Origin of the sequence: Burkholderia sp. Bp9016, assembly GCF_003857765.1 — a bacterium.
GTDB lineage: Bacteria > Pseudomonadota > Gammaproteobacteria > Burkholderiales > Burkholderiaceae > Burkholderia.
On the sequence record NZ_QTPY01000024.1, the window covers coordinates 21159 to 46620 of the forward strand.

At 69.0% G+C, this 25462-nt stretch carries 25 protein-coding genes and 1 pseudogene; 13 read left to right on the top strand and 13 right to left on the bottom strand.

Features of this window, described 5'->3' with window-relative positions:
- Positions 1 to 177 precede the first annotated feature (177 nt).
- The 5 genes from DIE13_RS25510 (at position 178) to DIE13_RS25530 (ending at position 5398) form a co-directional block, all read left to right on the top strand.
- Positions 178 to 1371: an ABC transporter substrate-binding protein gene (locus tag DIE13_RS25510; RefSeq protein ID WP_124829866.1), complete on the top strand. Its 1194-nt coding sequence runs from the start codon at positions 178 to 180 to the stop codon at positions 1369 to 1371.
- Between the two features lie 52 nt (positions 1372 to 1423).
- Positions 1424 to 3235, top strand: coding sequence for an ABC transporter permease (locus DIE13_RS25515; protein WP_124829867.1), 1812 nt, complete (start codon positions 1424 to 1426; stop codon positions 3233 to 3235).
- Between the two features lie 10 nt (positions 3236 to 3245).
- On the top strand, positions 3246 to 4103 hold the full coding sequence (locus tag DIE13_RS25520; protein ID WP_124829868.1) for an ABC transporter ATP-binding protein: 858 nt from the start codon (positions 3246 to 3248) through the stop codon (positions 4101 to 4103).
- Positions 4100 to 4864 carry an ABC transporter ATP-binding protein gene (locus tag DIE13_RS25525; protein ID WP_124829869.1) on the top strand — a complete coding sequence of 255 codons (765 nt, stop codon included), beginning with the start codon at positions 4100 to 4102 and terminating at the stop codon, positions 4862 to 4864. The genes DIE13_RS25520 and DIE13_RS25525 overlap by 4 nt, the downstream gene beginning before the upstream one ends.
- 87 nt (positions 4865 to 4951) lie before the next feature.
- A complete protein-coding gene (locus DIE13_RS25530; RefSeq protein WP_124829870.1) occupies positions 4952 to 5398 on the top strand; it encodes a hypothetical protein in 447 nt (148 codons plus the stop codon).
- Positions 5399 to 5434: 36 nt separating this feature from the next.
- On the opposite strand, the gene DIE13_RS25535 is transcribed toward DIE13_RS25530, so the two are convergent.
- Together DIE13_RS25535 and DIE13_RS25540 are read right to left on the bottom strand one after the other, a co-directional pair.
- A complete protein-coding gene (locus DIE13_RS25535; RefSeq protein ID WP_124829871.1) occupies positions 5435 to 6874 on the bottom strand; it encodes a sensor histidine kinase in 1440 nt (479 codons plus the stop codon).
- Positions 6861 to 7526 (bottom strand): response regulator transcription factor, encoded by a 666-nt coding sequence (locus DIE13_RS25540; RefSeq protein ID WP_059532061.1) that lies wholly within the window; start codon positions 7524 to 7526, stop codon positions 6861 to 6863. The genes DIE13_RS25535 and DIE13_RS25540 overlap by 14 nt, the downstream gene beginning before the upstream one ends.
- A 237-nt stretch (positions 7527 to 7763) precedes the next feature.
- Between DIE13_RS25540 and DIE13_RS25545 the strand changes: the two genes are divergently transcribed.
- The 4 genes and pseudogenes from DIE13_RS25545 (at position 7764) to DIE13_RS25560 (ending at position 10877) form a co-directional block, all read left to right on the top strand.
- Positions 7764 to 8780, top strand: coding sequence for an ABC transporter substrate-binding protein (locus DIE13_RS25545; RefSeq protein ID WP_124829872.1), 1017 nt, complete (start codon positions 7764 to 7766; stop codon positions 8778 to 8780).
- Positions 8781 to 8899: 119 nt separating this feature from the next.
- Positions 8900 to 10210: an MFS transporter gene (locus tag DIE13_RS25550; RefSeq protein WP_124829873.1), complete on the top strand. Its 1311-nt coding sequence runs from the start codon at positions 8900 to 8902 to the stop codon at positions 10208 to 10210.
- Between the two features lie 97 nt (positions 10211 to 10307).
- Positions 10308 to 10583, top strand: a complete 276-nt coding sequence (locus tag DIE13_RS25555) for a YlcI/YnfO family protein (RefSeq protein WP_124829874.1) — start codon at positions 10308 to 10310, stop codon at positions 10581 to 10583.
- A pseudogene (locus tag DIE13_RS25560) lies at positions 10580 to 10877 on the top strand (type II toxin-antitoxin system RelE/ParE family toxin). Before DIE13_RS25555 ends, DIE13_RS25560 begins: the two are co-directional and overlap by 4 nt.
- Positions 10878 to 10921: 44 nt before the next feature.
- Here the strand turns inward: DIE13_RS25560 and DIE13_RS25565 are convergent.
- Both DIE13_RS25565 and DIE13_RS25570 read right to left on the bottom strand, forming a co-directional pair.
- Positions 10922 to 12721, bottom strand: coding sequence for a sensor histidine kinase (locus DIE13_RS25565; RefSeq protein ID WP_124829876.1), 1800 nt, complete (start codon positions 12719 to 12721; stop codon positions 10922 to 10924).
- Positions 12718 to 13365, bottom strand: a complete 648-nt coding sequence (locus tag DIE13_RS25570) for a response regulator transcription factor (protein WP_124829877.1) — start codon at positions 13363 to 13365, stop codon at positions 12718 to 12720. The genes DIE13_RS25565 and DIE13_RS25570 overlap by 4 nt, the downstream gene beginning before the upstream one ends.
- Positions 13366 to 13671: 306 nt before the next feature.
- Here DIE13_RS25570 and DIE13_RS25575 point away from each other — a divergent pair, with 306 nt between their 5' ends.
- Positions 13672 to 14124, top strand: coding sequence for a hypothetical protein (locus DIE13_RS25575; protein ID WP_124829878.1), 453 nt, complete (start codon positions 13672 to 13674; stop codon positions 14122 to 14124).
- Positions 14125 to 14225: 101 nt separating this feature from the next.
- On the top strand, positions 14226 to 16241 hold the full coding sequence (locus tag DIE13_RS25580; protein WP_124829879.1) for a VTT domain-containing protein: 2016 nt from the start codon (positions 14226 to 14228) through the stop codon (positions 16239 to 16241).
- Between the two features lie 15 nt (positions 16242 to 16256).
- On the opposite strand, the gene DIE13_RS25585 is transcribed toward DIE13_RS25580, so the two are convergent.
- The 3 genes from DIE13_RS25585 to DIE13_RS25595 all read right to left on the bottom strand — a co-directional run bounded on the left by DIE13_RS25585 (position 16257) and on the right by DIE13_RS25595 (position 17841).
- On the bottom strand, positions 16257 to 16586 hold the full coding sequence (locus DIE13_RS25585; RefSeq protein WP_124829880.1) for a DNA-binding protein: 330 nt from the start codon (positions 16584 to 16586) through the stop codon (positions 16257 to 16259).
- Positions 16583 to 16915 (bottom strand): type II toxin-antitoxin system RelE/ParE family toxin, encoded by a 333-nt coding sequence (locus tag DIE13_RS25590; protein WP_124829881.1) that lies wholly within the window; start codon positions 16913 to 16915, stop codon positions 16583 to 16585. The genes DIE13_RS25585 and DIE13_RS25590 overlap by 4 nt, the downstream gene beginning before the upstream one ends.
- A 371-nt stretch (positions 16916 to 17286) precedes the next feature.
- The gene (locus tag DIE13_RS25595) at positions 17287 to 17841 is read right to left on the bottom strand and encodes a protein tyrosine phosphatase (protein WP_124829882.1); all 555 of its coding nucleotides are present in this window, start codon (positions 17839 to 17841) and stop codon (positions 17287 to 17289) included.
- Between the two features lie 598 nt (positions 17842 to 18439).
- Between DIE13_RS25595 and DIE13_RS25605 the strand changes: the two genes are divergently transcribed.
- Positions 18440 to 19690 (top strand): YbfB/YjiJ family MFS transporter, encoded by a 1251-nt coding sequence (locus DIE13_RS25605; protein WP_124829883.1) that lies wholly within the window; start codon positions 18440 to 18442, stop codon positions 19688 to 19690.
- 42 nt (positions 19691 to 19732) lie between these two features.
- On the opposite strand, the gene hpaC is transcribed toward DIE13_RS25605, so the two are convergent.
- A complete protein-coding gene (gene hpaC, locus DIE13_RS25610) occupies positions 19733 to 20278 on the bottom strand; it encodes a 4-hydroxyphenylacetate 3-monooxygenase, reductase component (RefSeq protein ID WP_124829884.1) in 546 nt (181 codons plus the stop codon).
- A gap of 332 nt (positions 20279 to 20610) precedes the next feature.
- Between hpaC and DIE13_RS25615 the strand changes: the two genes are divergently transcribed.
- Complete coding sequence (locus DIE13_RS25615; RefSeq protein WP_124829885.1) at positions 20611 to 21243, top strand: response regulator transcription factor; 633 nt, start codon at positions 20611 to 20613, stop codon at positions 21241 to 21243.
- A gap of 69 nt (positions 21244 to 21312) precedes the next feature.
- Here the strand turns inward: DIE13_RS25615 and DIE13_RS25620 are convergent, their stop codons facing one another.
- Genes DIE13_RS25620 through DIE13_RS25640 form a run of 5 tightly spaced genes read right to left on the bottom strand, consistent with a single transcriptional unit; the run spans position 21313 to position 25439 of the window.
- A complete protein-coding gene (locus DIE13_RS25620; RefSeq protein WP_124829886.1) occupies positions 21313 to 22056 on the bottom strand; it encodes an SDR family NAD(P)-dependent oxidoreductase in 744 nt (247 codons plus the stop codon).
- Positions 22057 to 22112: 56 nt separating this feature from the next.
- Complete coding sequence (locus tag DIE13_RS25625; protein WP_124829887.1) at positions 22113 to 23237, bottom strand: amidase; 1125 nt, start codon at positions 23235 to 23237, stop codon at positions 22113 to 22115.
- A gap of 32 nt (positions 23238 to 23269) precedes the next feature.
- Positions 23270 to 23803, bottom strand: coding sequence for a nuclear transport factor 2 family protein (locus DIE13_RS25630; protein WP_124829888.1), 534 nt, complete (start codon positions 23801 to 23803; stop codon positions 23270 to 23272).
- An 8-nt stretch (positions 23804 to 23811) separates the two neighbouring features.
- Positions 23812 to 24189: a hypothetical protein gene (locus tag DIE13_RS25635; protein WP_124829889.1), complete on the bottom strand. Its 378-nt coding sequence runs from the start codon at positions 24187 to 24189 to the stop codon at positions 23812 to 23814.
- Positions 24190 to 24245: 56 nt separating this feature from the next.
- On the bottom strand, positions 24246 to 25439 hold the full coding sequence (locus DIE13_RS25640; RefSeq protein ID WP_124829890.1) for an acyl-CoA dehydrogenase family protein: 1194 nt from the start codon (positions 25437 to 25439) through the stop codon (positions 24246 to 24248).
- Positions 25440 to 25462 lie beyond the last annotated feature (23 nt).

Sequence of the window (25462 nt, forward strand, 5' to 3'; positions counted from 1 at the left end):
AACGCGCTGCGCCGCGCACCGGTGCAATGCGCGAGGCGCGCTCCGCGGGTCACCGTCACGCGTTCGTTTCGCTTCGCGCCGTGCGCGATATCGATATGCGCAAAACTTCGTTGGAACGCCCTGAACCGGATGGTTACATGCCCTCACTCTTTTCGATCGACTGAAGCCGGGGGATGCATGAACGTTTCGGGGAACGACACACGCGGCGCATGGCGGCGCGTGCTGGGCACGGTGGCGGCGCTGGCTGCCGCATGGGGTTTGTCGACGGGCGGCGCGCTCGCGGCGGGCGTATCGGGCGAGCCGGTCGTGATCGGCGTGAGCGGGCCGCTTACCGGGCAGGACGCGCAATACGGCGAGCAGTGGAAGCGCGGTTTCGATCTCGCGCTCGATGAGATCAACGGCAGCGGCGGCATTCATGGCCGGCCGCTCGCGATCGACTTCCAGGACAGCCGCAGCGATCCGCGCCAGGCCGTGGCGATCGCGCAGAAATTCGTCGCGGACCCGCGCATCGTGATCGAGCTCGGCGACTTCTCCAGCGCGACGTCGATGGCCGCGTCGCCGATCTACCAGCGCGGGCAACTGATCCAGTTCGGCTTTACGAACTCGCATCCGGATTTCACGAAGGGCGGCGACTATCTGTGGAGCACCGCGTTGAGCCAGGCCGAAGAGCAGCCGCTGCTCGCGCGCTATGCGGTGAAGGAACTCGGTTTCAAGCGGATCGCGGTGCTGTACCTGAATACCGACTGGGGCCGCACCAGCAAGGACATCTTCGCGAAGGCGGCGACAGGGCTCGGCGCACAGGTCGTCGCGGCCGAGGGCTACCAGCCGACGGAGAAGGATTTCCGCTCGACGCTCGTGCGCATCGGTGAGTCGAAGCCCGATTCGATCGTGCTGATTTCGTACTACGCGGACGGCGCGCAGATCGCGCGGCAGGCGCGCACGTCGGGCGTCACGCTGCCGATCGCGGCGGTCGGCTCCGTGTATTCGCCGAAGTTCCTCGAACTCGGCGGCACGGCCGTCGACGGCGTCTATACGGAATCGAACTTTTTCCCGGCCGAGCCACGCCCCGAAGTGCAGGCGTTCGTGCAGCGTTATCGCGCGAAATTCCATACCGATCCGGATTCGTTCGTCGCGCGCGCGTACGACGCGCTGATCCTGTCGGCCGACGTGTTGCGCCGCTACGGCACGACGCGCCAGGCCGCGCACGACGGCTTCGCGAAGGTGAGCGACGTGCCGAGCGTGATCTTCGGCAAGGTGCGCTTCGATCCGCAGACGCGCCGCGTCGCGGGCGCGCGCACCGTGTATCTCGTCGTGAAGCAGGGGCAGTGGGCGCTGTGGGATGGCGCGAAGCCGCAGATCGCGGCGCGCTGAATCCGGACGTGACCCCGACTCTGACCCGCATGCTCAAGACGGACGCATCGTGATGGCTTCCTGGCTCGACTACACGCTCAACGGCCTCATCGTCGGCAACATCTACGCGTTGCTCGCGGTCGGGCTCGCGCTGATCTTCGGCGTGTCGCACCTGATCAACTTCGCGCATGGCTCGGTCTACATGGCCGGCGCGTTCATCGGCTGGCTATGCCTGACGCGCTTCGGGCTGCCGCTGCCGGTCGCGCTCGCGGCGGTCGTCGTCGGCTGCGGCGCGCTCGGCATCGCAATCGAGCGGATCGGGCTGCGGCCGCTGCGCCACGCGGCGCGCATCGCGCCGCTGCTCGCGACGATCGGCATCAGCTTCATCCTCGACCAGCTCGCGCAACTCGTGTTCGGCGCGGACCCGCGTGCGGTGCCCACGCCGTTGCCCGACTGGCACGTGCGGATCGCCGGCGCGACGCTCGGCTCGCTCGACCTGCTGATCGCCGGCATCGGCATCGCGGCGGCCGCGCTGCTGTACGGCTTCCTGCGCTTCACGCGGCTCGGCTGGGCCGTGCGCGCGACCGCGCAGGATCGCGACGCCGCGCTGCAGATGGGCGTCGACGTCGATCGCGTGAACCAGACGGTGTTCGCGATCGCGTGCGCGCTCGGCGGCGTGAGCGGGCTGCTGGTCGGCATGTACTACAACAGCATCGACCCTGCGATGGGTTTCCAGGCGACGCTGAAGGGCGTGGTCGCGTTGCTGATCGGCGGGCTCGGCAACGTGCCGGGCGCGATCGCGGGCAGCCTGCTGCTCGGTCTCGTCGAAAGCTACGGCGTCGCGCTGTTCGGCACGAGCTACCGCGACCTGTTCGCGTTCGGACTGCTGATCGTGTTCCTCGTGTGGCGGCCGAACGGGCTGTTCAGCGCGAACCGCGCGCTGCCGCCGGAGCCGATGACGGGCACCTTCCTCGCGGCCGCGAAGGCGGTGCGCGTGCCGCGTCCGCTGCTCGCGGTGCTGATTGCGCTGGCGGCCGTGCTGCCGTGGCTCGGCGCGTCGCCGTACGTGCTGCAGACGTTGACCAACGCGTGGCTGTACGGTCTGCTCGCGTTGAGCCTCACGCTCGTCGCGGGCACGGTCGGGCAGATCTCGCTCGGCCATGCGGCGCTGCTCGTGATCGGCGCGTACGCGTCGGCGCTGCTGTCGTCGGATCTCGGCTGGTCGCCCGCCGTGACGATTCCGTGCGCGGGCGCGATCACCGCCGTGCTCGGCACGCTGCTCGTCTACCCGGCGTTCCGGCTGCGCGGACACTACGTGTCGATCGCGACGCTCGGCATCGGCGAAGTGGTGAGCCTCGTGATCCTGAACTGGGACGGCCTCACGCGCGGCCCGCTCGGCATCACCGGCATCGCGCCGCTGCCGTGGGCGGCGACCGCGCGCGCCGCATACTGGTTCACGTTCGCGGTGCTCGTCGTGTTCGCGCTCGTGCAGGTGCGGCTGCTGCACTCGCATCTCGGCCGCACGCTGCGCGCGGTGCGCGAGGACGACGTCGCCGCCCGTGCGCACGGCATCGCGCCGAACCGCTACAAGGCGATCGCGTTCGCGGTCGGCGGGGTCGCGGCCGGCGTGAGCGGCGGCATCGCCGCTCATCTGTACAGCTACATCAATCACCAGACCTTCGATTCGCAGGTGTCGATTCTTGCGCTGACGATGGTGATCCTGGGCGGGCTGGGCAACGTGCTCGGCGGCATCGTCGGCGCGGTTGCACTGATCGGGTTGCCTGAACTGTTCCGCTGGGCGGCCGATTACCGGATGCTGATCTACGGGCTCGTGCTGCTGCTGCTCGTCCGGTTCCGGCCGCAGGGCCTGCTCGGCACGGTGTGAGGAAAACGCGATGACCATCCCCCGACCCTTGCTCGACGTGCAGGGCCTGACGCGTCGCTTCGACGGCGTGACCGCGCTCGACGGCGCCAGCCTCACGCTCGCCGACGGCGAACTGCTCAGCGTGATCGGCCCGAACGGCGCGGGCAAGTCGACGCTGTTCAACCTGATCGCGGGAGCCGACCGGCCCGATGCCGGCCGCGTGACGTTCGACGGCCGCGACATCACCGGCACCGCGCCGGAACGGCTCGCGGCGCTCGGCATCGCGCGCACGTTCCAGCACGGCCGCGTGTTCGGCAACCTGAGCGTGCTCGACAACGTGCTGATCGGCGCGCATGCGCGGCTGCGTGCGGCCCGGCCCGGCTGGCGCGCGCTCGGCGCCGCGGCCGAGGTATGGCGCGCGCTCGTGCGGCCCGCGTCGGTGCGCCGCGAGGAAGCGGCGCTGCGCGACGAGGCGCGCGACATCATCGCCGGCTTCGGCCAGCGGCTCACGCCGCGCATCGATCATCCGGCGCACAGCCTGTCGTACGCGAACCGGCGGCGCGTGGAGATCGGCCGCGCGCTCGCGCTGCATCCGCGCCTGCTGCTGCTCGACGAGCCGACGGCCGGGATGAACGAAACGGAGACGGCCGAGATGCTTCAACTGATTCAGTCGCTGAAGGCGCGCGGGCTGACGATCCTGCTGATCGAGCACAAGCTCGAACTCGTGATGCGCGTGTCCGACCGCGTGATGGTGCTCGACAACGGCGTGAAGATCGCCGAAGGCGTGCCACGCGACGTGCGGCGCGATCCGCGCGTGATCGAGGCCTACCTCGGCCGCCGTCACGCAGGCGGCGCGGCGGCCGAGCGTACCGTGCAGGCGGCGGCATGAGCACACTTTCATCCGGACCCGACACGACCATGACCGACGCGCTGCTGAAACTCGAACACCTCGACACGTTCTACGGGCCGGTGCAGGTGCACTTCGACGTGAATGTCGCAGTCGGCCGCGGGCAGATCGTCAGCCTGCTCGGCGGCAACGCGAGCGGCAAGTCGACGACGATGAAGCTCATTCTCGGGCTGATGCGGCCGCGTCGCGGCGTCGTGCGTTTCGACGGCGGCGACGTGACGGCGCTCGCGACGCCGCAGCGGGTGCGGCGCGGGATCGCGGCGGTGCCCGAAGCACGGCGTCTGTTCGGCGACATGAGCGTGCGCGAGAACCTGCTGATGGGGGCGTACACGCGTGGCGACCGCGCCGCGGTGGCGGACGACTGCGAGCGCGTGCTCGACTTGTTTCCCCGGGTGCGCGAGCGGCTCGCGCAGCGCGCGGGAACGTTGTCCGGCGGCGAGCAGCAGATGCTGGCGATGGCGCGTGCGCTGATGGCGCGGCCCAAGCTGATCTGCATGGACGAGCCGACGATGGGATTGTCGCCGCTGTACGTCGACAAGGTGCTGGAACTGATCGATACGATCAACCGGCAGGGCGTGACGGTGTTCATGGTCGAGCAGAACGCGAGCCTCGCGCTGGAGATCGCGCACTACGGATACGTGCTGCAGACGGGGCGCGTGGTGCTCGAAGGACCCGCGAAAACGCTGCTCGACGACGAGCGCGTGCGCGATGCGTATCTCGGCGGGGAGGCGGTGGCGGTGTAGGTCGCGCGGGCCGGCGCGGCCCCGCGCGGCGAAATGTGGAGTAGATTAGCGTTCTGTCGCGATCGACGCCACGGAGACCCCCGCGCCATGTTGACCTATTCCACGCAGAAAGTCGGCTACGACTACAACCAGCTGGATCCCGAGGGCGCGACGGACTACGCGTCGTTCACGCAGGCCTTCGATGCATTCCCGTGGGCCGCCCAGCATGCCGACTGGAACGCGTTGCAGGACGGCCCGTTGCCCGCGCTCGTGCTGCAGCATGCCGGCGATCAGCGCGAATTGTGGATCAGCGCGCTGAGCAACGCGCACGCGGACGGCTTCCAGTTGAATGTCGTTTCCATGCGGATGAAGAAGGGGCTGTTCGGCATGGGAAAGGCGAAGCTGGAGCAGCACGTCGAAACGATCGACGTCAGGAAACGCGTCGACGTCGACACGTTGTGCCGCCTCTTCTGCGACGGTCGCTATGACGAGCTGGACCAGCTGGTGGCGCGGCATGCGGCGCGCAACGCCGACGATCGCGACAGCGACGGTTGAGCGCCTGTCGCCCGCTGCCGTGCGACGGACGCTGCGTCAGGTCGTCCGGCGAAGCGGGGTCTTGCTTGCATGGGCCGTCACCGGCCGCGGAAACGTCAGCACCACTGCAAATCCGCCCGCATCGGGAAATGCGAACCCGACCCGCCCGCCATGCGCCTTCATCACTTCCTGCACGATCGCGAGCCCGAGGCCCGACCCGGTGCGACGCTCGGTGCCGTCCGGCGCGATCCGCACGAACGGCTGCAACGCCGCATCCCAATGCTCGCGCGCAATGCCTTGCCCGTTGTCGGTGACGGTCAGCGTCACCGTATCGTCCGCGTTGCCTGTGGCGGCGACCGACACGACGAGGTCGTCCGCATGCCCATGCAGCAGCGCGTTGTGCAGCACGTTCGACAGCGCCTCCTGCAAGCTGATCGCATCGCCGTCGATCCACGCATGCGGTGAATCGCTGGCGAATGCAACGGCCACATCGCGCTCGTCTGCCAGCGGAATCGCGCGGCCGAGCACGTCCTTCGCGAGCGCGACGAGTTCGACGGGTTGCAGCGGCACGGCCTCCGTGCGATGGATCACCATCGCATGATTGAGCAACTGCCCCGTGAGCCGTCCGACGTCCGAGCAGGTCGCACGCAGCGCATCGAGCCGCGCCGCGTGACGCGCGGGATCGGCCTCGCCGTCGAGCAGTTCGATCTGCGCGTCGAGTCGCGCGAGCGGCGTGCGCATCTGGTGCGCGGCGTCGGCGATGAAGCGCTGCATCGCGTTGATCCGTTCCGCGAGGCGGCGCATCAGTCCGTTGATCGAACCGATGATCGCATCGATCTCGCTCGGCGTGTCGACGGCCACCGGCCGCAGGTCGGCCGGGTCGCGCGCGGCGATGATCGCGCCGATCTGCGCGAGCGGGCGCAGCCCGCGCCGGATCGCGAGGCCGCTCGCACCGATCGCGAGCACGCTCATCAGCAGGATCAGCGTCCACACCTTGATGCTCATGTCGTTCGTCAGTTGCTGTCGCGCATTGGTTGTCTGCGCAACGGTGACGAGCGCCCAGCCCGGCGTGCTCTCTTCGGGCATGTAGCGTGCGATGGTCGCGGTGCGGATCCGATGCCCCTGGTACACCGCGTTCGCGAACGCCGGGCCCTGTTTCGCGGCGGCGAGCGCCACCGGACTCGAGAGATCGTTGTAGCCGGCCACCACGACGCCGCGCGAATCGACGACCTTGTAGTAGACGAGGTCGTAGCGCGACAGCGTCGACAGCGCGGCGACCGGCGGGTTCAGCGCGAGCACGCCGCCCTGGACGTACAGGTTCTCCGCGACCTGGATCGACGCGCCGGCGAGCAACTGGTCGTAAGCGCGTTCGGCCGCGACGCCCGCGTAGTAGCGCGCGATCGCGGCAAGCGCGAGCGCGCCGGTCGCGACGACGAGCGCGATGAACAGCAGCGTGCGCCCGAACAGCGTCTTCGGGAACCAGTCAATGCGCGGCAATCTGATACCCCATCCCGCGCGCGGTGCGGATTTCGACTGAACTGCCCTGCAGCTTCCTGCGTACGCGCGTCACGTATTGCTCGACCGCGTTCGCGGTCGGCTCGTTGCCGAAGCTGAACAACTGGTTCAGCAGCTCGTCCTTCGAGAAGATCCGCTGCGGGCGGCTCGCGAGAATCTCGAGCAGCGCGAACTCCTGGCGCGACAGCGACAGCGGCTGGCCGTCGAGTTCCGCGAGGCGGCTGCTGCGGTCGATCACGAGGCCGCCGAGCGTCAGCACGTCGTTCGCATGGCCGCTGTTGCGGCGCAGCAGCGCCTGCACGCGCGCGTCGAGCTCGCGGTAGTCGAACGGTTTCACCAGATAGTCGTCGGCGCCGAGGCCGAGGCCGCTCACGCGGTCGTCGATCGCCGAGCGTGCGGTGACGAGCAGCACCGGCGTCGTGCTGCCCGATGCGCGCAGGTTACGCAGCACCGCGAAACCGTCGAGGCCGGGCAGGTTGGCATCGAGCACGACGAGATCGAAGCGTTCGACGCGCAGCAGGCCGTTTGCGGTCGAGCCGTCGGTTTCCAGATCGACGGCATGGCCGAGCCGCGTCAGGCGGCTGCGGATCGCCGCGCCGATTTCGGCATCGTCCTCCACGACGAGAATGCGCATGGTGCCGGTTCGCAGGTAGATGGGTTAGGGGTTTTCCCGGGGCGGGGATGTCAGCATTTTCTCAGACTCGATCGATAACCTGTGTCGAGCCGGAACAAGCGAAGACGGCATTAATACCAGAGGAGACGGCAACATGCAGCATGTCACGGACACGACGACCACGCGGCCGGACGCGCACGCGAGCGCGACGCCGGCTGCCGGGTCGCAGTCCGCCGTCTTCGGCAGCCGGGCGCACGCATGACGACGTCGCTACGCCGCCGCGCGTTGATCGCAGCCGGCCTCGGCGTGCTCGGGGCGCCATCGCTCGTGCGTTCGACGCCGCGCACCGTGCGGATCTCGAAAGGCTATGGCGTGCTGTACCTGCCGCTGCTCGTGATGGAGAAGCAGCGGCTGTTCGAGCGGCACGCGGCGCGGCACGGCCTGCGCGAGATCGCGGTCGACTGGGTGCTGCTCGACGGCGGCAATTCCGTCAACGACGCGATGATGGCCGGCACGCTCGATTTCGCGGGCGCCGGCGCGCCCGGCTTCATCGAGCTGTGGGCGCGGGCGCGCGGCATTCCGAATGTCGAGGTGATCGGTATCAGCGGATTGTCGACGACGTCGCTGTCGCTCAATGCGAACCGTTCCGGCCTCGCATCGCTGCACGACTTCACGAGCGCCGACCGGATCGCGGTGCCGGGCATCCGCACGTCGCTGTCGGCGGTCGTGCTGCAGATGGTCGCCAGCCGGCAGCTCGGCGCGAAGCATTTCGCGCAGCTCGACTCGATCACCGTGAACCTGCCGCATCCGCAGGCGATGCAGGCGCTGATCCGTCGCGAGAACGGCATCACCGCGCACTTCACTTCGCCGCCGTTCTCGACGCTCGAGTTGCGGCAGCCGGGCATTCATCGCATCGTGAATTCGGTCGACGTGCTGGGCCCGATGACGCTCGACGTCGTGTTCGCGCCGAAGCGGCTCGTCGATGCGGAGCCCGCGCTGGCCGTGGCGTTTCTCGCCGCGCTCGATGAAGCGAATCGCCTGATCGCGCAGGATCCGCGCGCGGCCGCTGCGCTGTATGCGGCGTCGTCGGGCGTCGGCGTGTCGCATGACGACGTGATGCAGATGCTCGCCGCGCCCGATACGCGTTTCTCGGTGCGGCCGAACCAGCTGATGGACTACGTCGAATTCCTGTATCTCGCCGGCACGATCAAGGCGAAGCCGCGTGCGTGGCACGAGATGTTCGCGCCGATGCTCGACGACTACCGGCCGGGCTGAGCGCCGCAGCGGGGCGCCGCACGCCGCACACCATTCATCGAAATATTTCCGTGCCCGCGCGCCCGTCGCGCGCGGCGCCGATTCAACCGACAAGCAACCGATTCACGGAGGAGCCTGCAGTGAATGCCACCGAAACCCTGGACCCCGCGTCCGCCGAAGAGCAGCGCATCATGTCGAAGATGGCGCGACGCCTGTTGCCCATCCTCGTCGTGATGTTCCTGATTGCGTTCATCGACCGGCAGAACGTCGGTTTCGCGAAACTGCAGATGGTGCACAGCCTCGGGATGACCGAAGCCGCGTTCGGTCTCGCGTCGTCGCTGTTCTTTATCGGCTACCTGCTGTTCGAGGTGCCGAGCACGCTCGCGCTGCATCGCTTCGGCGCCCGCGTGTGGCTCGCGCGGATCATGCTGACGTGGGGCCTCATCACCGTGCTGATGGGCTTCACGACATCGATGCCCGCGTTCTGTTCGCTGCGTTTCCTGCTGGGGATCGCCGAGGCCGGCTTCTATCCGGGCGTGATCTATTACCTGACGCTGTGGTTCCCGCAGAGCTACCGCGCGAAGGTGCTGGGCATCTTCACGCTCGGCAGCGCGCTCGCGAACATGCTCGGCTCGCTGGTCGGCGGCGTGCTGCTGAGCCTGAACGGCGTGTGGGGGCTGGCGGGCTGGCAGTGGGTATTCGTGGCGACGGGCATCCCGGCGGTGATCGTCGCGATCGTCGTGTTCCGCGTGTTGCCCGCATCGTTCCGCGACGCGCCGTTTCTCGACGAACGCGAGAAGCAGATCGTCGCGGCCGCGCTCGAGCGCGAGAAGCCGGCGCAGGCCGAGCACGCGCAGCCGTGGAAGGCGCTGCTCGATCCGCGCGTGATGCTGTTCGCCGCGACCTACATGCTGATGTCGACGTCGCTGTACGGCGTCACGTACTGGCTGCCGACGATCGTGAAGTCATTCGGCGTGTCGAGCGGCACGAACGGGCTGCTGAGCATGCTGCCTTGGGCGCTCGCGGTGCTGCTGCTGCTGTGGCTGCCGTCGAAGCTGCGCCGTGCGAAGAGCATCCTGCGCACGATCGCGATCGTCGCGGCGCTCGGCGCGCTCGGCTTCCTGTTGAGCCTCGTGCTGCCGTCGACGCCGCTGCGCTTCATTGCGCTCGTGCTCGGCGGAGCGTGCATTCCGCTGCTGTATCCGTGCTTCTGGTCAATGCCGCCGCGTTACTTCACTGGCGCGCGTGCGGCGGCGAGCGTCGCGGCGATCAATTCGATCGGCAACCTGGGCGGCTTCTTCAGCCAGAACCTGATGCCGTTCGCGGGCAAGGTGACGGGCACCGCGTTCGGGCCGATGATCGTACCGATCGTGTGCCTCGCGCTGCTCGGCGTCGGCGCGCTGGTCGCGTGGACGCGCTCGGAGCGGGGGATGGCGGCGGCGCGGGCGTGAGCGCGCCCTTGACGGTTCGGCTATGACGAATGGCCGACTACCGTCGATTTGGGCGGTTTGCTGCCCTGCATTACATATGTAATGCAGGGAGAATGTAATGAAAACGGCTACGATGCCCGCGCTGCGAGTCGATCTGCGGTTGCGCGAGGAAGCGGAATCGGTCCTGGCGGAAAACGAGACGCTGTCTGCGTTCATGGAATCGGCGTTGCGCGATGGCATTGCCCGGCGGCGGCTGCAGCACGAATTCGTCGCACGAGGTTTGGCGTCGCATGACGAGGCGCGGCGCACGGGCGAATACGTCGATGCCGCGGATGTTCAGAGCGAGCTCGAGCGCATGCTGAAAGCCGCTCGTTCGAAGAAGGCGGCCGATTGAGCTACCAGATTCGATATACGCCGGCAGCGCGTGAAGACCTTGTAACTGTATCGATATCTGCTCGAACGTGATGTGGAAGCGGCAGCGAGGGCGTTGGAAGCAATCGAACGAGGCGTGGCCATGTTGCGATTGTTCCCGTTCACCTGCCGCAAGCTCGATGAGCGCAATCCGTTTCTGCGCGAACTGATCGTTTCCTTTCGTACGTCGGGCTATGTGCCGCTGTTTGAGATCGAAAGCGCAGAACAAGTCACGATCCTTTCCGTCCGGCATCAGCGGGAAGACGACTACCACTGATCGTCGCCGCAGCGGCAATCCCTCCCGCCGCCGCGCCAGCCGCGTCATGGCCTCGTCCGCGAAGCGCCATCCCCGCCATGCGCGATCGCCACATGCGCGGACGCCACCGGAATATCCACCTCCACCGTCGTCCCTTCGCCGAGCGTCGTATCGATGCGCAGCGTGCCGCCGACGAGATACGCGCGCTCGCGCAGCCCGACCAGCCCGAACGATCCCGACTTGCGCGGCGCACCTGGATCGAAGCCCGCACCGTCGTCGCGTATCGTCAGCGCGATCGTCTCGTCGCGATACAGGAGCGTCACGCTCGCGCTCGACGCGGCCGCATGCCGCGCGACGTTCGCGAGCGCTTCCTGCGCGATGCGGAACACCGCCGTCGCATACGGTTCGTCGAGCTGCAGCTCGCCCGGCTCGACCCGCAGCGTGCATGCCATCCCGCGACGGTGCCGGAAATCCTCGACGAGCCATTGCATTGCCGCGGCAAACCCGAGATCGTCGAGCATCAGCGGCCGCAGGTCCGATGCGATGCGCCGCGTGGCCGTCACCGCGTCGCGCGCGAGCGCATGCATCGACGCGATCTTGCGTGCCAGCGGCGCATCGTCCTGCGGCACGCGATCGAGCAGCCATTCGAGATCGTTCTTCAGCGTTGCGAGCATCTGCGCAAGTTCGTCGTGCAGTTCGCGTGCGATGCGGCGCTGTTCGGCCTCTCGGGCGGTCGCGCTGATCGCCGCGATCTCGCGCAGATCCTCGCGCGACGCCTGCAAGGCCCGCTCCGCACGCACGCGCTCCTCGACTTCGCGCCGCAGGTCGCGGTTCGACGCGCTCAACTGCGCGGTGCGCGCGGCGACGCGTTGCTCGAGCCGTTCGTTCGCGTCGTTGAGCTGCGCGCTCTTCTGCACGACCAGCAGATGCTGATAGCGCGCGCCGGCCAGCGCGCGCACCGTCTGCGCATGCAGCCGGCCGTTCTCGAACAGCAGCGCGAACAGCACGACACCCGACGCGACGAGGCCGTAGGTGCGCCCGGCGTAGAAGCCGAGATCGAAGCGTCCGTGATTCAGCATCGCCGACAGCGCGATGTCGAACAGCCACGCGACGAGCACGATCGTCACCCACAGGTCGAGCACGGAATGGGGGCGCCGCTGCCGCCACATCAGCACGAGCGCGGCGAGGTTCAGCGCCCAGACGGTCGTGATCGCGTACGCCATCGTCGCGGCCATCCGGTTGCCCTGCATGATGCGCGGCAGCAGATCGTGGCCGGTGGTCGCGAGCAGGGCGAGTGCGACGGTCGCGCTCGCGACCGATACGATGCAGAGCAGAATCGGGATCGCCGCGCTGCGCTGCGTCACCGACGGCTGGCGCGCGCGCGGCGTCTCGCGCAGCAGCACGTACGCGGCGACCGCCAGCGGAAAGCCGCCGTGCCAGAACAGGTACAGCCATGCGGTAGTCTGTTCGCCCGCGCCGAGCAGGCCCGACGGCGTGAACAGGCCGGGGAAGCTCAGCATGTGCGTGCCGGCCATGAAGGCCGTGAACAGATAGCCGCCCGCGAGCGCGAGCAGCGATTTCTCGCGCAGGATCGCGTACTGGCCGAGCAGGAGGCCGGCCGTCACCATGTCGTTGACGACGATCGCCGACTGGTACACGGGAATGAATCCCCAGACCCGAGCAAGCTGCGTATCCGCGAACGGTGCGAGCGCAACGAAGATCAGGGCCGACACGACGACCGTCGCGAGCGCGAGCCGCCGCTCGCGCCGGCCCGGCGGCAGCGACGACATGAACATCCGCGACGGCTCCGACGCGTCGTCTTCGTCGTCGGCAGCGGCGGGGCGGTAGCGGAAGGCGGGCATCATGCGTCGTCGAAGCCCATGTCGAGATCGTGCCGCACCGCGTAGCGCACCAGTGCGGCTTCGTGCGGCAGATCCATCTTCTCGAGAATGCGCGTCTTGTACGTGCTGACCGTCTTCGCGCTCAGCGTGAGCTCGGACGCGATCCGCGTGACGGTCTGGCCGGCGACGATGCGGCGCATCACGTCGAGTTCGCGCGCGGACAGCCGTTCGTGCGGCAGCATTTCGGTCGGCGCGCGCAGCGTGCGCGCCAGGCTTTCGGCCGCCGACGGGCTCACGTAGACGCCGCCCGCGGCCACCTTGCCGACGGCGTCGACGAGTTCGGCGGTCGCGCTGTCCTTCGTCAGATAGCCGGTGGCGCCGGCCTTGAACGCGCGGGCCGCGTACTGCGTCTCCGCATGCATCGTCAGCACGAGCGTGCGCAGCGACGGCGCGCGCGTCCTGACGAGCCGGATCAGCTCGATGCCGGTCGGTGCGGGCATCGACAGGTCGAGCAGCAGCACGTCGGCGGCGCGGTGTTCGGCCAGCTCGAGCGTGGCCGAGCCGTCGCTCGCCTCGCCGACGATTTCGAAGCCGCCGGCCGTTTCCAGGATGTGACGCAGTCCGTCGCGCATGACTGCGTGATCGTCAGCCAGAATTACCCTGATCATCTAGCGGTCCTCTTCGGGATGACACCGCGGGCTGTTCTGCCGGTCGCCGCTGCGGCTGTTCTTCTGACCAATATATTCCGCCGAAGCGGGAAATGGTGCACCGGCGGTAAATTTTTGAGACATCCTGGTGTGGATCGTATTCGGCTGCGAAATAATCCGCGGGAAATGGTACAGGCGATGGAGCCAGGCGGGGCGGGTATTCCCGAGGAATCGCCGGGGCCGGACCGATGCCGCACCTCGCGGATCGCCCTGATTCGGAGATAAACTGGTGCCCGATTGACCTGTCCGTCCCGAGGAGCCTCCACGATGATCGATCTCGCCGACATCCTGCCGTCCGCGCTGCCCGACGCCGTCGCGTGGGCCGCTGCGCAGGCGGCCCACGGGCTCGCCCGGGGCGTGCCGCTGACGCCTGCGCAGGCCGACGATGCGCGGGCCGTGGGCGTCGCGCAACCGGAGCGGATCCGGATCGTGGTCGCCGACCGGCTGCCGTTTCCCGACACGCCGGCGCTGGGCGCGATCGCGCGCGACACCGGACTGCTGTCGCCCGGGACGATCGGCCTCACGCTCGGCCATGCGGTGTTCGTGTTGCGCGGCCAGGAGACGCGACGCCTGCTCGCGCACGAATTCCGCCACGTGCATCAGTACGAGGCGGCCGGCTCGATCGGCGCGTTTCTCGCGCGCTATCTGCACGAGATCGCGACCGTCGGCTATCACGACGCACCGCTCGAGGTCGACGCGCGCCAGCACGAATTCGACTGACGCCCCCGCCGTCTCGAACGCGCGCACCCTCCGATGAACCCTCCCCACGCCACCGCGAGCCCGGCGCATGCACGTCGTGCCGCCACGCCGCGCGGCCCGCGATGAGCGGCACGATCCACGCGTGGCTCGGCGCGATCGGCGCGCATCCGGCGCTCGTGCTGGCGATCGTGTTCGTCACGGCCGGTGCCGAGGCGATCGCGCTGGTCGGCACGTTCGTGCCGGCCGGCGCCGTGATGTTCGCGGCCGGCACGCTGATCGGCGCGGGCGCGCTCGACGGCTGGACGACGATCGGTGTCGCGGCCGCCGGCGCGATCGTCGGCGACGCGGTCAGTTACGAGCTCGGGCGGCGCTACCGCAGCGCGGTGCGAAACAGGCTGGTGCGCGTCGGCTATGCGGACGCATATTCACGCGGCGAGCAGTTCGTGTTGCGGCACGGCATCAAGAGCATCGTGCTCGCGCGCTTCCTGGCGCCGGTGCGTGCGGTCGTGCCGGTCGTCGTCGGCTGCGCGACGCTGCCGCGGCGCTCGTTCTATCCCTTCAACGTCGTGTCGGCGCTGATCTGGGCGCCCGTGCACGTCGCACCGGGCATCCTGTTCGGTGCGTCGGCGGCCCTGGCCGCGGCGATCAGCGTGCGGGTCGCCGCGATCCTGCTGGTCGTCGCCGCGCTGGTCGCGCTTGTGTGGATCGGCGTGCGCATCGCGCTGCGCCGCGGCTGGCCGTTGCTGCACCGCGCGATCGCTGCGTCCGTGCACGCGTGTGCCCGCCGCTGGCCGCGCTTCGGCGCACGGCTGCACGACGGCATCGCGCGGGTACGCCGCCTGCCGGGCGCGGTGCCGGTGCTCGCGCTGCTGTTCGTCGGCTGCGTGTGGCTGTTCGCCGGCATCGTGCAGGACGTCGTCGCGAACGATCCGCTGATGCACGCCGACATCGCGCTATATGCGTTTCTGCAGAACCTGCGCACGCCGCCCGTGGACGCCGCGATGCGCGCGCTCGCCGTGCTGCACGGGCACGATACGGGGCTGATCGTCGCGGCCGGGTTTCTGGTGTGGCTGATGATCCATCGCTGCTGGCTGACCTCCGCCTGGTGGCTTGCGACGGTCGGCATCGCGGCCGTGCTCGTGCCGGTGTTCGGCGGCGTATCTGGCGCGACGCCCGCGAGCCTGCCGCCCGGCGCGCTGCACGTGCCGCTGCCCGACGCCGATGCGGCGTTCGCGATTCTTGCGAGCAGCGGCATCGGCTGGGTGCTGGCGCGTGAACGGCCCGCGTCGTGGCGCATTCCGGTCGCGACGGCTGTCGTGCTGTGGATCGTGCTCGGCGGCTTCGCGCGGCTGTACGTCGGCGATACGTGGTTGTCGGGCTTGCTCGGCGGCTGGAGTCTCGGGCTCGCCTGGTTCGCGCTGCTGGCCGGCGCCTATGCGTACTGGCAGGTGCGCGAGCACGTGCAGCCCCGGGGCGCGCTCGTCGCGGTGCTCGTCGTGCTCGCGACGGCGGGCGTGTGGACGGTGCCCGCGCAATGGCAGCTCGATCGCGCGGCGCGTCCGCATGTCGGCGACGTCGTGGCGATGACCGTCGATCAGTGGATGCGCGGCGGCTGGCAGCGCGTACCGATGCGGCGCACCGAGATCGGCGGCGACCGCGAGGAATATCTGCCGCTGCAATGGTGCGCGACGTCGGACACGCTCGATCGCCATCTGTCGCTGGCCGGCTGGCAGCGGGCGACGCCGTGGTCGCCGGCGACCGCGCTGCGTTGGCTGTTGCCGCAGGCGCCGGCCGGGATGCTGCCCGTGCTGCCGCGCTACACGCACGGCGAGAGCACGCGCCGCGTGTTCGTGCGCGTCGATCCGGCGCATCCCGACAGCCGCCTCGTGCTGCGGCTGTGGCGTTATCCCTATGTGCTGCAGGATGCGCTCGGGATGCGGCCGCTGTGGTACGGCGCGTTGTATCGGGAGACGCTGCATCGGCCCGCGCGGCTGATGACGATCGTGCGCACGACGACCATCGACGATACGGCGACGATCGCGCAGGCGCTCGCGATCGAGCCGACGATCACGCATCCGCCGGCGGGGATGCGTGCCGCGCCGGCGGACATGCTGCTCGTGTGGATGGTGCAGCCGTGAGCGAGCGGCGCGCGGTTACGCGTGCGCCGGCTGCGCGGGGACGACGGACAGGCGCAGGCCGACGGTCTTGAGCACCGCGAGCAGGGTTTTCAGTGTCGGGTTGCCGTTGGGCGACAGCGTGCGATACAGCGATTCGCGGCTGATGCCGGCTTCCGCGGCAACCGCGCCGAGGCCGCCGTACGCTTCGGCGACCGTGCGCAGTGCGAGCAGCCCGGCTGCGCGATTGTCGGGATCGTCGAGCGATTCCATCGCGACGCGCAGATAGGCGACCGCGAGCTCGCGATCGGCGCCGAGTTCGGCGACTTCAGCGTTGTGGTGCGATACCGCGCCTTTCAGCTTGTTCATGTTTGCCTCCGCTTCCAGTTCAACCAGTGTTCCTTTGCGCGCCTGATGTCGTCGGGTTGGTCGTGCTTGTCGCCACCGGACAGCAGTAGCACCAGTGCACTGCCGTATCGGCCGAAATACACGCGATATCCCGCGCCGACATGGATGCGCAGTTCGACCACGCCTTCGCCGCCAGCTTCGCAATCGCCGAAATTTCCGGTTTCCACGCGGCGCAGGCGTTCGCGGATCCGCGCTTGCGCGAGTTTGTCGCGCACGGTGTTCAGCCATTCGGTGAACGGCTCGCGACCGTCGTCGCGCTGATAGCGAAGCAGTTCGAATTTGGAGAGCATTGTAACTTATAAGCTACATGGAGGGTAGAGGTAGCAACGTGATCTCGCGGTTTGCCGGAAGAGGCGGAACCGGCGCGATGCAGCGGGACCGGCTCCGCCGAACGCGAGGCGGAACGCCGCGCACCGATGCCGTGGCAGGAACGCATGCAGCGCTTTCGTCGTTCGGGATGCCGGGTGATGAAGCCTGCTTCCCGAACGACGATCATTCTTTCATTCGGGGCGTGCGGCGACGATTCGGCCGAACGGCCGAACTCATTGGCGCGCGGAGAATACGCGCGGTGCGGGAGGGGACTGCGGGGACGATCGGCCTGCCGGGGCCGGGGCCGGGGCCGCCGCGCGACGCGACGGGCGACCCGGCAGGTACAACCGCGTTACGGCTTCGCGGGCGCGGCCGTCGCGACCTTGTCGAGCGCGGCCGGGATGAACGCGTCGAGCTGCGCGGTCACCGATTCGTAGAAGTCGATCGGCTTGCCCCACGCGTCGGGCACGTCCTTGTGCTCGCCGGTCGCGTATTCGGCGAGCGTGAACACTTTGCCGGCCGCCGACGGATAGAGCGCGAGCACCTTTTCCTTGTGCTTGTCGGTCATCGTCAGGATCACGTCGGAATGCCTGACGTCGTTGGCGCTCAGTTGCACCGAACGGTGCGCGGACGTGTCGATCCCGCGCCGCTTCATCAGGATCACGCCGTTGGCTTCGGGCTTTTCGTCGTAAGGATCTTCGTCGACCGCGCGCGAGATTACCGCGATATTCGCGTGGCGTTGCGCGATCAGTTGTCCTGCGATCGCTTCGGCCATCACGCTGCGCCCGGTATTGCCGGTGTCGACGAACGCGACCTTCTTCGGTTCGTCGGCGAATGCCGACGTCGCGCACTGGATGCCCAGGCAGCAGAGCAGGGCAAGCGTCTTGAGGGTGTGGCTTCTTTTCATTGGTGTCTCCGCCGGAGTGAGGTGATCGTCGCCGCAGCGGCGCGCCGAGGCTTGCGCAGATGATGCGCGGCCGCGCGCGCCGGAAAAAATAAACGGCTGGTTTTGGCAAGACGATGTCGCATTGCTGCAAGCGGGGCGATCGGGGCCACGGCGAACCGCTGCCCCGATCGCGCGGCATTGCCGGTGCATCGTCATGCCACCGCCGCCGCCAACCGTTCCGGCGCAAACCTCGCCAGCGTTCGCAACGCATCGCGCGCCGAGCGCAGGTAAAACGCCCGCAGACGGAACACGTGTCAGCGCGTGGCATGGCTTTCGAACCGGCACGGCTCGCCGCACGCAAGGGCGGCTTTCTCGCGATGCAGTTCAACTCGGTGGTCGCGACGAACGAGGTCGCGCTCGCGTTGCGCGGACGCTCGGCCTCGAGGCCGTCGGCCGCCGACGCTCGATGCGGCGTCGGGCGGCGAACGCGCCGTCGGTGTGCCTGCCCCGGCGATCCCGCCGATTTTCTGGCACCATCTGACGACTTCACGCGCCGGTTGCGGCCGCGCGCACACCGCCGTTCCGGCGGGACGATTCGAACCAGGATGGAGACACCCCGATGCGCGCAGCGTCGCAACCGGAGCACGCCGGCCAGGCAAGGCCGGACGCCGGCGCAAAAGACCCCGACCGCATGGCCGCGTGGCGGCTCGCGATCTGCCTGTCGCTCGGCAGCGCGATCGCACTCGGCCTCGCACGCTTTTCGTATGCGCTGCTGCTGCCGCCGATGAAGTCCGATCTCGGCTGGAGCTTCGCGCAGGCCGGCGCGCTGAACACGGCCAACGCAGCCGGCTACCTGATCGGCGCGCTCGCCTTCCCGTTCCTGTCGCGACGCTGGCGCACCGGCACGCTGCTGGCGGCCGGCTGCGCGCTCACGGCGGTGTTGATGGCCGCCTGCGGAATCACGTCCGGCACGAACGCGCTGCTGATCGAGCGGCTCGCGACCGGCATCGGCAGCGCGCTGATCTTCATCAGCGGCGGCTTGCTGGCCGCGCGGCTCGCGTCGGCGTCGCCGCGCGATGCGGGGCTGCTGCTCGGGCTTTATTACGGCGGCACCGGATGGGGAATCGTCGCGTCGTCGCTGCTCGTGCCGGCGACGCTCGCGCATGGCCTGCACGGCTGGCAGCCCGCGTGGTTCGCACTCGCGTTCGCGTGCGTGCTGTTCTCGATGCTGGCCGTGTCGGCCGCGCGCCGCATCGAGCGCGTGCATGCGGCGCCGGCTGCGCCGCGCGACGGCGCCGCGCCGGCCGCGACCGCGAGCCCGGCGCGCTTCGCGCTCGCGCTCGGGGGCTATGGCCTTTTCGGCGTGGGCTATATCGGCTACATGACGTTCATCGTCGCGCTGCTGCGCGGCGCGGGGATGAGCGGCACGGTCGTGTCCGCGTTCTACGTGATGCTCGGCGTCGCGACCGTCGTGTCGGCGCGGCTGTGGTCGGGGCTGCTCGACCGGATGCGCGGCGGCCAGGCGCTGGCCGTGCTCAATGCGCTGCTCGGCATCGCGACGCTGATGCCGGCGATCTTCGTGCATCCCGCGGCCGCGTTCGCATCGGGTGTGCTGTTCGGCGCGACGTTCCTGTCGGCGGTCGCGGCGACGACCGCGTTCGTGCGTCACAACCTGCCGCCGGAAGGCTGGGCGAAGGGGATCAGCGCGTTCACGACGATCTTCGCGTTCGGGCAGATCGCCGGGCCCGTTGCGATCGGTTGGGTGTCGGACAGCGCGGGGCTCGCGCGCGGGCTCGTGTATTCGGCGCTCACGCTGTTCGCGGGCGCCGCGCTCGCGGCCGGACAGCGCGCGTTGCGGGTGTCCGCGTAGCCGGCACGGGCCTGCATCCGGCGCCGCGATGCGCCGGCATCGTTACTGCACGCAGGCCGTGCGCGACACGCGATGGAACGCGCGGCTGAAGTAGATGAGGCTGTCGCCGTCGCGGCGCACGCGGATCGACGTCGCTTCGATGAACATCACCGAATGCGAGCCGACTTCCTTCATCTCGGCGATCGTGCCCTGCAGGCTCGCGAGCGCATCGCGCAGCACGGGCACGTCCTGTTCGCCGCGATCCCACACCGGCAGCGCGAAGCGCCGCTCCATCGGCAGCTCGGTCATCCCCGCGAAATGCCGCGCGAGCAGTTCATGCTCGGCCGGCAGCACGTTGATGCACACGTGACGATTGCGCTCGAAGATCGCATGCATCGCGCTTGACCGGTTCAGGCACACGAGCAGCGTCGGCGGCGCGTCGGTGACGGAACAGACCGCGCTCGCGGTGATCCCGCAGCGGCCGTGCGGCCCTGCGGTGGTGATGACATTGACGGCCGCGCCGAGGTGGGCCATTGCTTGCCGGAAGGCCTTTTGCACGTCGGTCGGTTCGGCGCGCGCCGGTTGCGGGGTATCGGTCGTTGCGGACATGGGCGCTCCTGGTTGGATGAGGGCGGCGATCGCGGGCGCTGTCGATGCAGCGTCGCATCGCCGACGATGACCCGAGCGTACGTCGAGAATATGCTGCCGACCATTCGCACGAACGATGACGAAGATGGCGTTCGCGCCAACGTATCTAAAGGTTCTACCTAGATGCGCGGCACGATGCGCGAAAAAAAGCGCGATTGTGCGTTCGCGCGGTACGTGAAGGGGTATTCAGCGGATTTTCGGCTCGCTATGATGTGCCGCATACCCCGACGAACGACGCCTGCCCCACCTGCATCGCGCGTGATACCGATACCGATATTTTGCGAGACACCCCGATGACGTCACCCGCTCCGATCGTATACATCGTCGACGACGACAGCGGCATGCGGACGTCGCTCGCGTGGCTGCTCGAATCGGTCGGCATCGCGTCCGAAGGGTTCGCGAACGCGGCCGACTTTCTTGCGCGCTTCGACGTGAACCAGCCCGCGTGCCTGGTGCTCGACGTGCGGATGCCGGAGAAAAGCGGTTTCGACGTGCAGGCGGAATTGAATGCGCGCGGCGCGACGCTGCCGGTGATCTTCGTCAGCGGACACGGCGACATCCCGATGTCGGTGCGCGCGCTGCAGAACGGCGCGATCGATTTCGTCGAGAAGCCGTACAACTCGCAGCAGATGCTCGAGCGCGTGCAGCGTGCGCTGCGGCTCGCGCAGCAGCGGCACGCGCTCGACCAGCGTCACCGCGAGTTGCGCCAGCGGCTCGATGCGCTGACCGCGCGCGAGAAGGAGGTGCTGCGCGGCGTCGTCGACGGCAAGGGCAGCAAGCAGATCGCGTCGGACCTGTCGATCAGCGTGAAGACCGTCGACGTGCATCGCGCGAGCATCAAGGAGAAGCTCGGCGCGACCTCGATCGCCGCACTGGTGCGCGACGTGATGGTCGTGTGGGGCGGCGACGGCGATACGCCGCGCTAGGCGGATTCACGCGCGCCGAAGCGCGCGTCGTGGTCGACGTAGCCGGCGCGCGCAAGCGACACGGCACACTCAACGCATGTACAACCCGCCGTTGATGTCCCAGCATGCGCCGTTCGCGAAATGCGCGTCGCCCGACGCGAGCAGCACCGCCGCATCCGCGACGAAGCCGGCCGATCCGAGCCTGCCGCCCGGCAGGCTCGCGAGCACCTGCCGCAGTTTGTCCGGCGCGACGCTCTCGTAGACGATCGGCAAATCGAGCGGACCCGGCGAGATCGCGTTGACGGTCACGCCCTGCGCGGCGAGATCGCGCGCGAACACCTTGGTCAGCGTCAGCGTGCCGCCTTTCGCCGCGGCGTAGTGCGCGCCCGTCGCCGAGCCGCCGTTCTGCCCGGCGAGCGACGCGATGTTGACGATGCGGCCCGCGCCGCGCGCCGCGAAGTACTGGCCGAACACCTGGCAGCCGAACAGCACGCTGCGCAGGTTCACGTCGATCACGTGGTCGAACTGCTCGGCCGTGATCTCCATCGCGGGCACGACCTTCGACGCGCCGGCATTGTTCACGAGCACGTCGATCGTGCCCCAGCGTGCGACGAGCGCATCGCGCGCCGCTTCGAAATCGCGTTTCGACGTGACATCGAGCGGCAGCGCGAGCGCGCGTTCGCCGCTCGCATCGAGTTCGCGTGCATGCGCGTGAATGGCGTCGGCGGCGATGTCGGCCAGCGCGACGCGATAGCCGGCCGCGTGAAAGCGCTCGGCGATGACGGCGCCGAGCCCGCGCGCGGCGCCGGTGACGAGAACGACTCGGTCTGACATGGTGCGTGATTCCCTGGTTCGCGGGCGCGCATCGGACGCGGTGCCCGCATCGTGGTTCATGCGGCGAGCGCCGCTTCGAAGTGCGCGGCCAGCGCGCACACCTGTTCGTCCGCGCCCTTGCGTCCGACGATCTGCAGTCCGGCCTTCAGTGGCGTCCCCGCGAGCGGCAGCGGCAGGCTGAGCGCCGGATGGCCGCTCAGGTTGAACGGCCGGATCAGCGACGACATCGCAATCACCGATACGCCGTCGCGTGCCTGCGCAAGCGTGATCGGCAGCGCGGGCAGCGTCGGCAGCACCAGCACGTCCGCGCGTTCGAGCGCGGCGTCGACTTGCGCGGTGAAGCGCGCGCGCACGGCTTCGGCTTCCGCGAGCGCGGCCGGTGTCGTCGTCGCGGCCGCGCGCAGCCGTGCATCGAGATCGGCGCCGAGCTTGCCGGTTGCCACGAGATGACCGAACGCGCGCGACGTTTCCGCGTTGATGACCGAGAGCCCGGCCGCGAACGCGGCGGGCATGTCGTCGAGCACGACGTCGTGCGAACGCAGCCCCGATGCGCGTACGGCCGCGTCGAGCGCGGCGGCGATGGCCGGATCGGCATCGACGATCGCGCGCGCGATCGTGCAGCCTGCAGCGGGCGCTGCCGCGCGCACCCGATCGAAGCCGGGCGCAATGGCGGCCATCACGGCCGCGAGTGTGTGGATGTCGCGTGCGAACGGCCCGACGCAATCGAGCGTGGTGTCGGCGGGCGCGACGCCGCGCCGCGACACGCGGCCGAACGTCGGCTTGAGGCCGGCCACGCCGCAGCAGGCGGCCGGCCCGCGAATCGAGCCGCCGGTGTCGGTGCCGAGCGCGGCGTCGACCATGCCGAGCCCGACGAGCGACGCCGACCCGCTCGACGAGCCGCCCGGAATGCGCGTCGCGTCCTGCGGATTGACCGGCGTGCCGGTGGCGTCGTTGATGCCGGTCATGCCGAACGCGAGCTCGTGCATGTTCGCCTTGCCGGCGATCTGCCAGCCGGCGTCGAGCAGCAGCCGGACCGCGTCCGCATGCCGCGCGGCGGGCGGCGCGTCGGCGAGCGCGCGGCTCGCCGCGCGGGTCGGATGGCCGGCGATGTCGATCGTGTCCTTGATCGCGATCGTCGGGCCCGGCCCGCCCAGCGTGAAGGTATCGATGAAGCCTGTCATGGTGCGATGGCCTGCGAAGACGGTGAAAGGGTTCAGGATCGCGGTGCGGCGGCGAGCGGCCACGGGCCGTCGAGCACGCGCTCGGTGCGGAAATGGCGAATCAGCCAGGTCGAGCCGTCGTCCGACGGAACGAAATCGATCGTCAGCCGGGCGGCGATCAGCTCGGCCGTGTCGTCAGCGTAGCGCGATGCCTGCAGCATGATCCAGCGGCCGCGCGCGCTCGCACGGTCGGGGTCGACATCGATCGACTCCGACGTCAGGAAATGCAGGTTCGCCGCGAAATGCGGATCGGGCGGCAGATAGCGGCGCAGCATCGCGACGATCGCATCCGTGCCTTCGAGTCGGCCGAACTTGCTTGCGTACTGCAGGCCGATGCCTTCCCATATCGCATCGGGCGTGAACAGCGCGGCGAGCGCCGGGCCGTCGCCGGCATCCTCGGGCACGTCGCACAGCGCCATGTAGCGCGTGATCGTCGCGCGCACCGCGCGTTCGGCATCGAGCGCCGCCACGCGCCGCGTGAGCGCGTCGAGCGCGTCGAGCGCGAGCGTCGAATCGGGTCCGGTCATCGCGCGTCTCACGCGGCGGCCTTCGCGGCCGGCGGCACGGTCAGCGCACGGCCGACGCGCGCCTCGATCTTGCCGTAGCGCCACAGGTTGTATTCGCCCACCGGCGTCGTGCGATACAGGTTGCACACGGCGACCGTCGTGTCGAAGTCGGCGACGTCGGCCATGATGTAGAACGTCCACGGCGCACCGTCGGCCTGGCCGACGACGAGACGATCGTCGTCCATCACGCCGAGCACGCGCACGCCGGGCATTGCCTCGACGGCGGCGAGCATCGCGCCGTACGCTTGCCATACTTCGCCGATCTTCTCGCGCGGCAGGTCGAAGAAGTTCTGCGACACGCCGCAGCAGAACAGGACGCGCAGCGGCAGCGGATTCGAATCGGACATGACAGGTTCTCCTGAAGAATGGGGTTCAACTCTGCGTCGAAGTCGATCGACGCGGATTAAAGATAGCCGGGGAACGGCGTGACGCCGGTGAACACGGCGCCGGCGCCGTCGAAGTTGCCTTCGCCGAGAAACGCGTGCTGCGTGACGACCATCGCATCGCGCAACAGCCGCTGCAGCGGATGCGCGCGGTAGATCGCGGCCGTGCCGCCGAGGCGGTACGCGCGCTCGACGACGCTCGCGCCTTCGCGGGCGATATGCGTGGCGGCGAGCCTCAGCAGGCTGACCTGCTCGGCCGTCACGGGGTTCCCGGAGAGGATCGATTGCCAGACGGAATCGGTCGCGTCGTAGAAGAACGCGCGCGCCGAGCGTAGTTGCGCCTCGGCCTTCGCGAGCTCAATGCGGTAGTACGCGCGATCGGCGAGGCGCGGTGCGCCGGTGGTCGTCTGGCGGCCGCCCGACATGCGGTTCACGACGTCGAGCGCCGCGCGCGCGAGCCCGAGGTTGACGACGGCGAGCACCTGCGCCGCATATGCGACGGTCGGATAGCGGTACAGCGGCTCGTCGACGGTCGGCTCGCCGCCGCGCACGAAGGTCCATGCTTCGGGCACGAAGCGGTCGTCGACGCGCAGGTCGTGGCTGCCGGTGCCCTGCATGCCGACCACGTTCCAGTTTTCGACGATGTGGACTTCGCTGGCGCGGAACACGGCCGTGCGCGGCTTGTTCGGCGCGGCGTCCTGCGCGCCGGGCACCGCGATGCCGACGCCGAGCCAGTCGGCGCCCTTGCAGCCGCTCGCGAATTTCCACGTGCCGTTCACGCGCCAGCCGCCGGGCGCCGGTTGCGCCGGCTGCACGGGGAACAGCCCGCCCGCGAACACCTGATCGGGGCCGCTTGCGTACAGCTCGGCCTGTGTATCGAGCGGCAACGCGGCGAGATAGACGTTCGCGGAACCGAAGCTGGCGACCCATGCCGCGGAACCGTCGGCGGTGGCGATTCGCTCGATCATGCCGAGGAACGCGGTCGGCGCGAGCGCATCGCCGCCGAAGCGGCGCGGCGTGCCCGCGCGATAGAGGCCGGCTTCCTTGAACAGCGCGATCACGTCACGCGGCACGTGCGACAGGCGGTCGAATTCGTCGCGACGCGCCGTGACGATTTCGAGCACCGCGTCGAGCGGCGACAGGCGCGCGGCCGCTTCGCGGACCGCATGCGGCGAGGGGGACGCGGCGTCGATGGCGAGGGCGGCGTTGGGCATGGCTGTCTCCTGGGGATAGGGTT

Bases quoted from the DNA above. Each gene is read 5' to 3' on its own strand.
- DIE13_RS25510 (WP_124829866.1), top strand. From the start codon at position 178: ATGAACGTTTCGGGGAACGACACACGCGGCGCATGGCGGCGCGTGCTG.
- DIE13_RS25515 (WP_124829867.1), top strand. From the start codon at position 1,424: ATGGCTTCCTGGCTCGACTACACGCTCAACGGCCTCATCGTCGGCAAC.
- DIE13_RS25520 (WP_124829868.1), top strand. From the start codon at position 3,246: ATGACCATCCCCCGACCCTTGCTCGACGTGCAGGGCCTGACGCGTCGC.
- DIE13_RS25525 (WP_124829869.1), top strand. From the start codon at position 4,100: ATGAGCACACTTTCATCCGGACCCGACACGACCATGACCGACGCGCTG.
- DIE13_RS25530 (WP_124829870.1), top strand. From the start codon at position 4,952: ATGTTGACCTATTCCACGCAGAAAGTCGGCTACGACTACAACCAGCTG.
- DIE13_RS25540 (WP_059532061.1), bottom strand. From the start codon at position 7,526: ATGCGCATTCTCGTCGTGGAGGACGATGCCGAAATCGGCGCGGCGATC.
- DIE13_RS25545 (WP_124829872.1), top strand. From the start codon at position 7,764: ATGACGACGTCGCTACGCCGCCGCGCGTTGATCGCAGCCGGCCTCGGC.
- DIE13_RS25555 (WP_124829874.1), top strand. From the start codon at position 10,308: ATGAAAACGGCTACGATGCCCGCGCTGCGAGTCGATCTGCGGTTGCGC.
- DIE13_RS25565 (WP_124829876.1), bottom strand. From the start codon at position 12,721: ATGATGCCCGCCTTCCGCTACCGCCCCGCCGCTGCCGACGACGAAGAC.
- DIE13_RS25570 (WP_124829877.1), bottom strand. From the start codon at position 13,365: ATGATCAGGGTAATTCTGGCTGACGATCACGCAGTCATGCGCGACGGA.
- DIE13_RS25575 (WP_124829878.1), top strand. From the start codon at position 13,672: ATGATCGATCTCGCCGACATCCTGCCGTCCGCGCTGCCCGACGCCGTC.
- DIE13_RS25580 (WP_124829879.1), top strand. From the start codon at position 14,226: ATGAGCGGCACGATCCACGCGTGGCTCGGCGCGATCGGCGCGCATCCG.
- DIE13_RS25585 (WP_124829880.1), bottom strand. From the start codon at position 16,586: ATGAACAAGCTGAAAGGCGCGGTATCGCACCACAACGCTGAAGTCGCC.
- DIE13_RS25590 (WP_124829881.1), bottom strand. From the start codon at position 16,915: ATGCTCTCCAAATTCGAACTGCTTCGCTATCAGCGCGACGACGGTCGC.
- DIE13_RS25595 (WP_124829882.1), bottom strand. From the start codon at position 17,841: ATGAAAAGAAGCCACACCCTCAAGACGCTTGCCCTGCTCTGCTGCCTG.
- DIE13_RS25605 (WP_124829883.1), top strand. From the start codon at position 18,440: ATGCGCGCAGCGTCGCAACCGGAGCACGCCGGCCAGGCAAGGCCGGAC.
- hpaC (WP_124829884.1), bottom strand. From the start codon at position 20,278: ATGTCCGCAACGACCGATACCCCGCAACCGGCGCGCGCCGAACCGACC.
- DIE13_RS25615 (WP_124829885.1), top strand. From the start codon at position 20,611: ATGACGTCACCCGCTCCGATCGTATACATCGTCGACGACGACAGCGGC.
- DIE13_RS25620 (WP_124829886.1), bottom strand. From the start codon at position 22,056: ATGTCAGACCGAGTCGTTCTCGTCACCGGCGCCGCGCGCGGGCTCGGC.
- DIE13_RS25625 (WP_124829887.1), bottom strand. From the start codon at position 23,237: ATGACAGGCTTCATCGATACCTTCACGCTGGGCGGGCCGGGCCCGACG.
- DIE13_RS25630 (WP_124829888.1), bottom strand. From the start codon at position 23,803: ATGACCGGACCCGATTCGACGCTCGCGCTCGACGCGCTCGACGCGCTC.
- DIE13_RS25635 (WP_124829889.1), bottom strand. From the start codon at position 24,189: ATGTCCGATTCGAATCCGCTGCCGCTGCGCGTCCTGTTCTGCTGCGGC.
- DIE13_RS25640 (WP_124829890.1), bottom strand. From the start codon at position 25,439: ATGCCCAACGCCGCCCTCGCCATCGACGCCGCGTCCCCCTCGCCGCAT.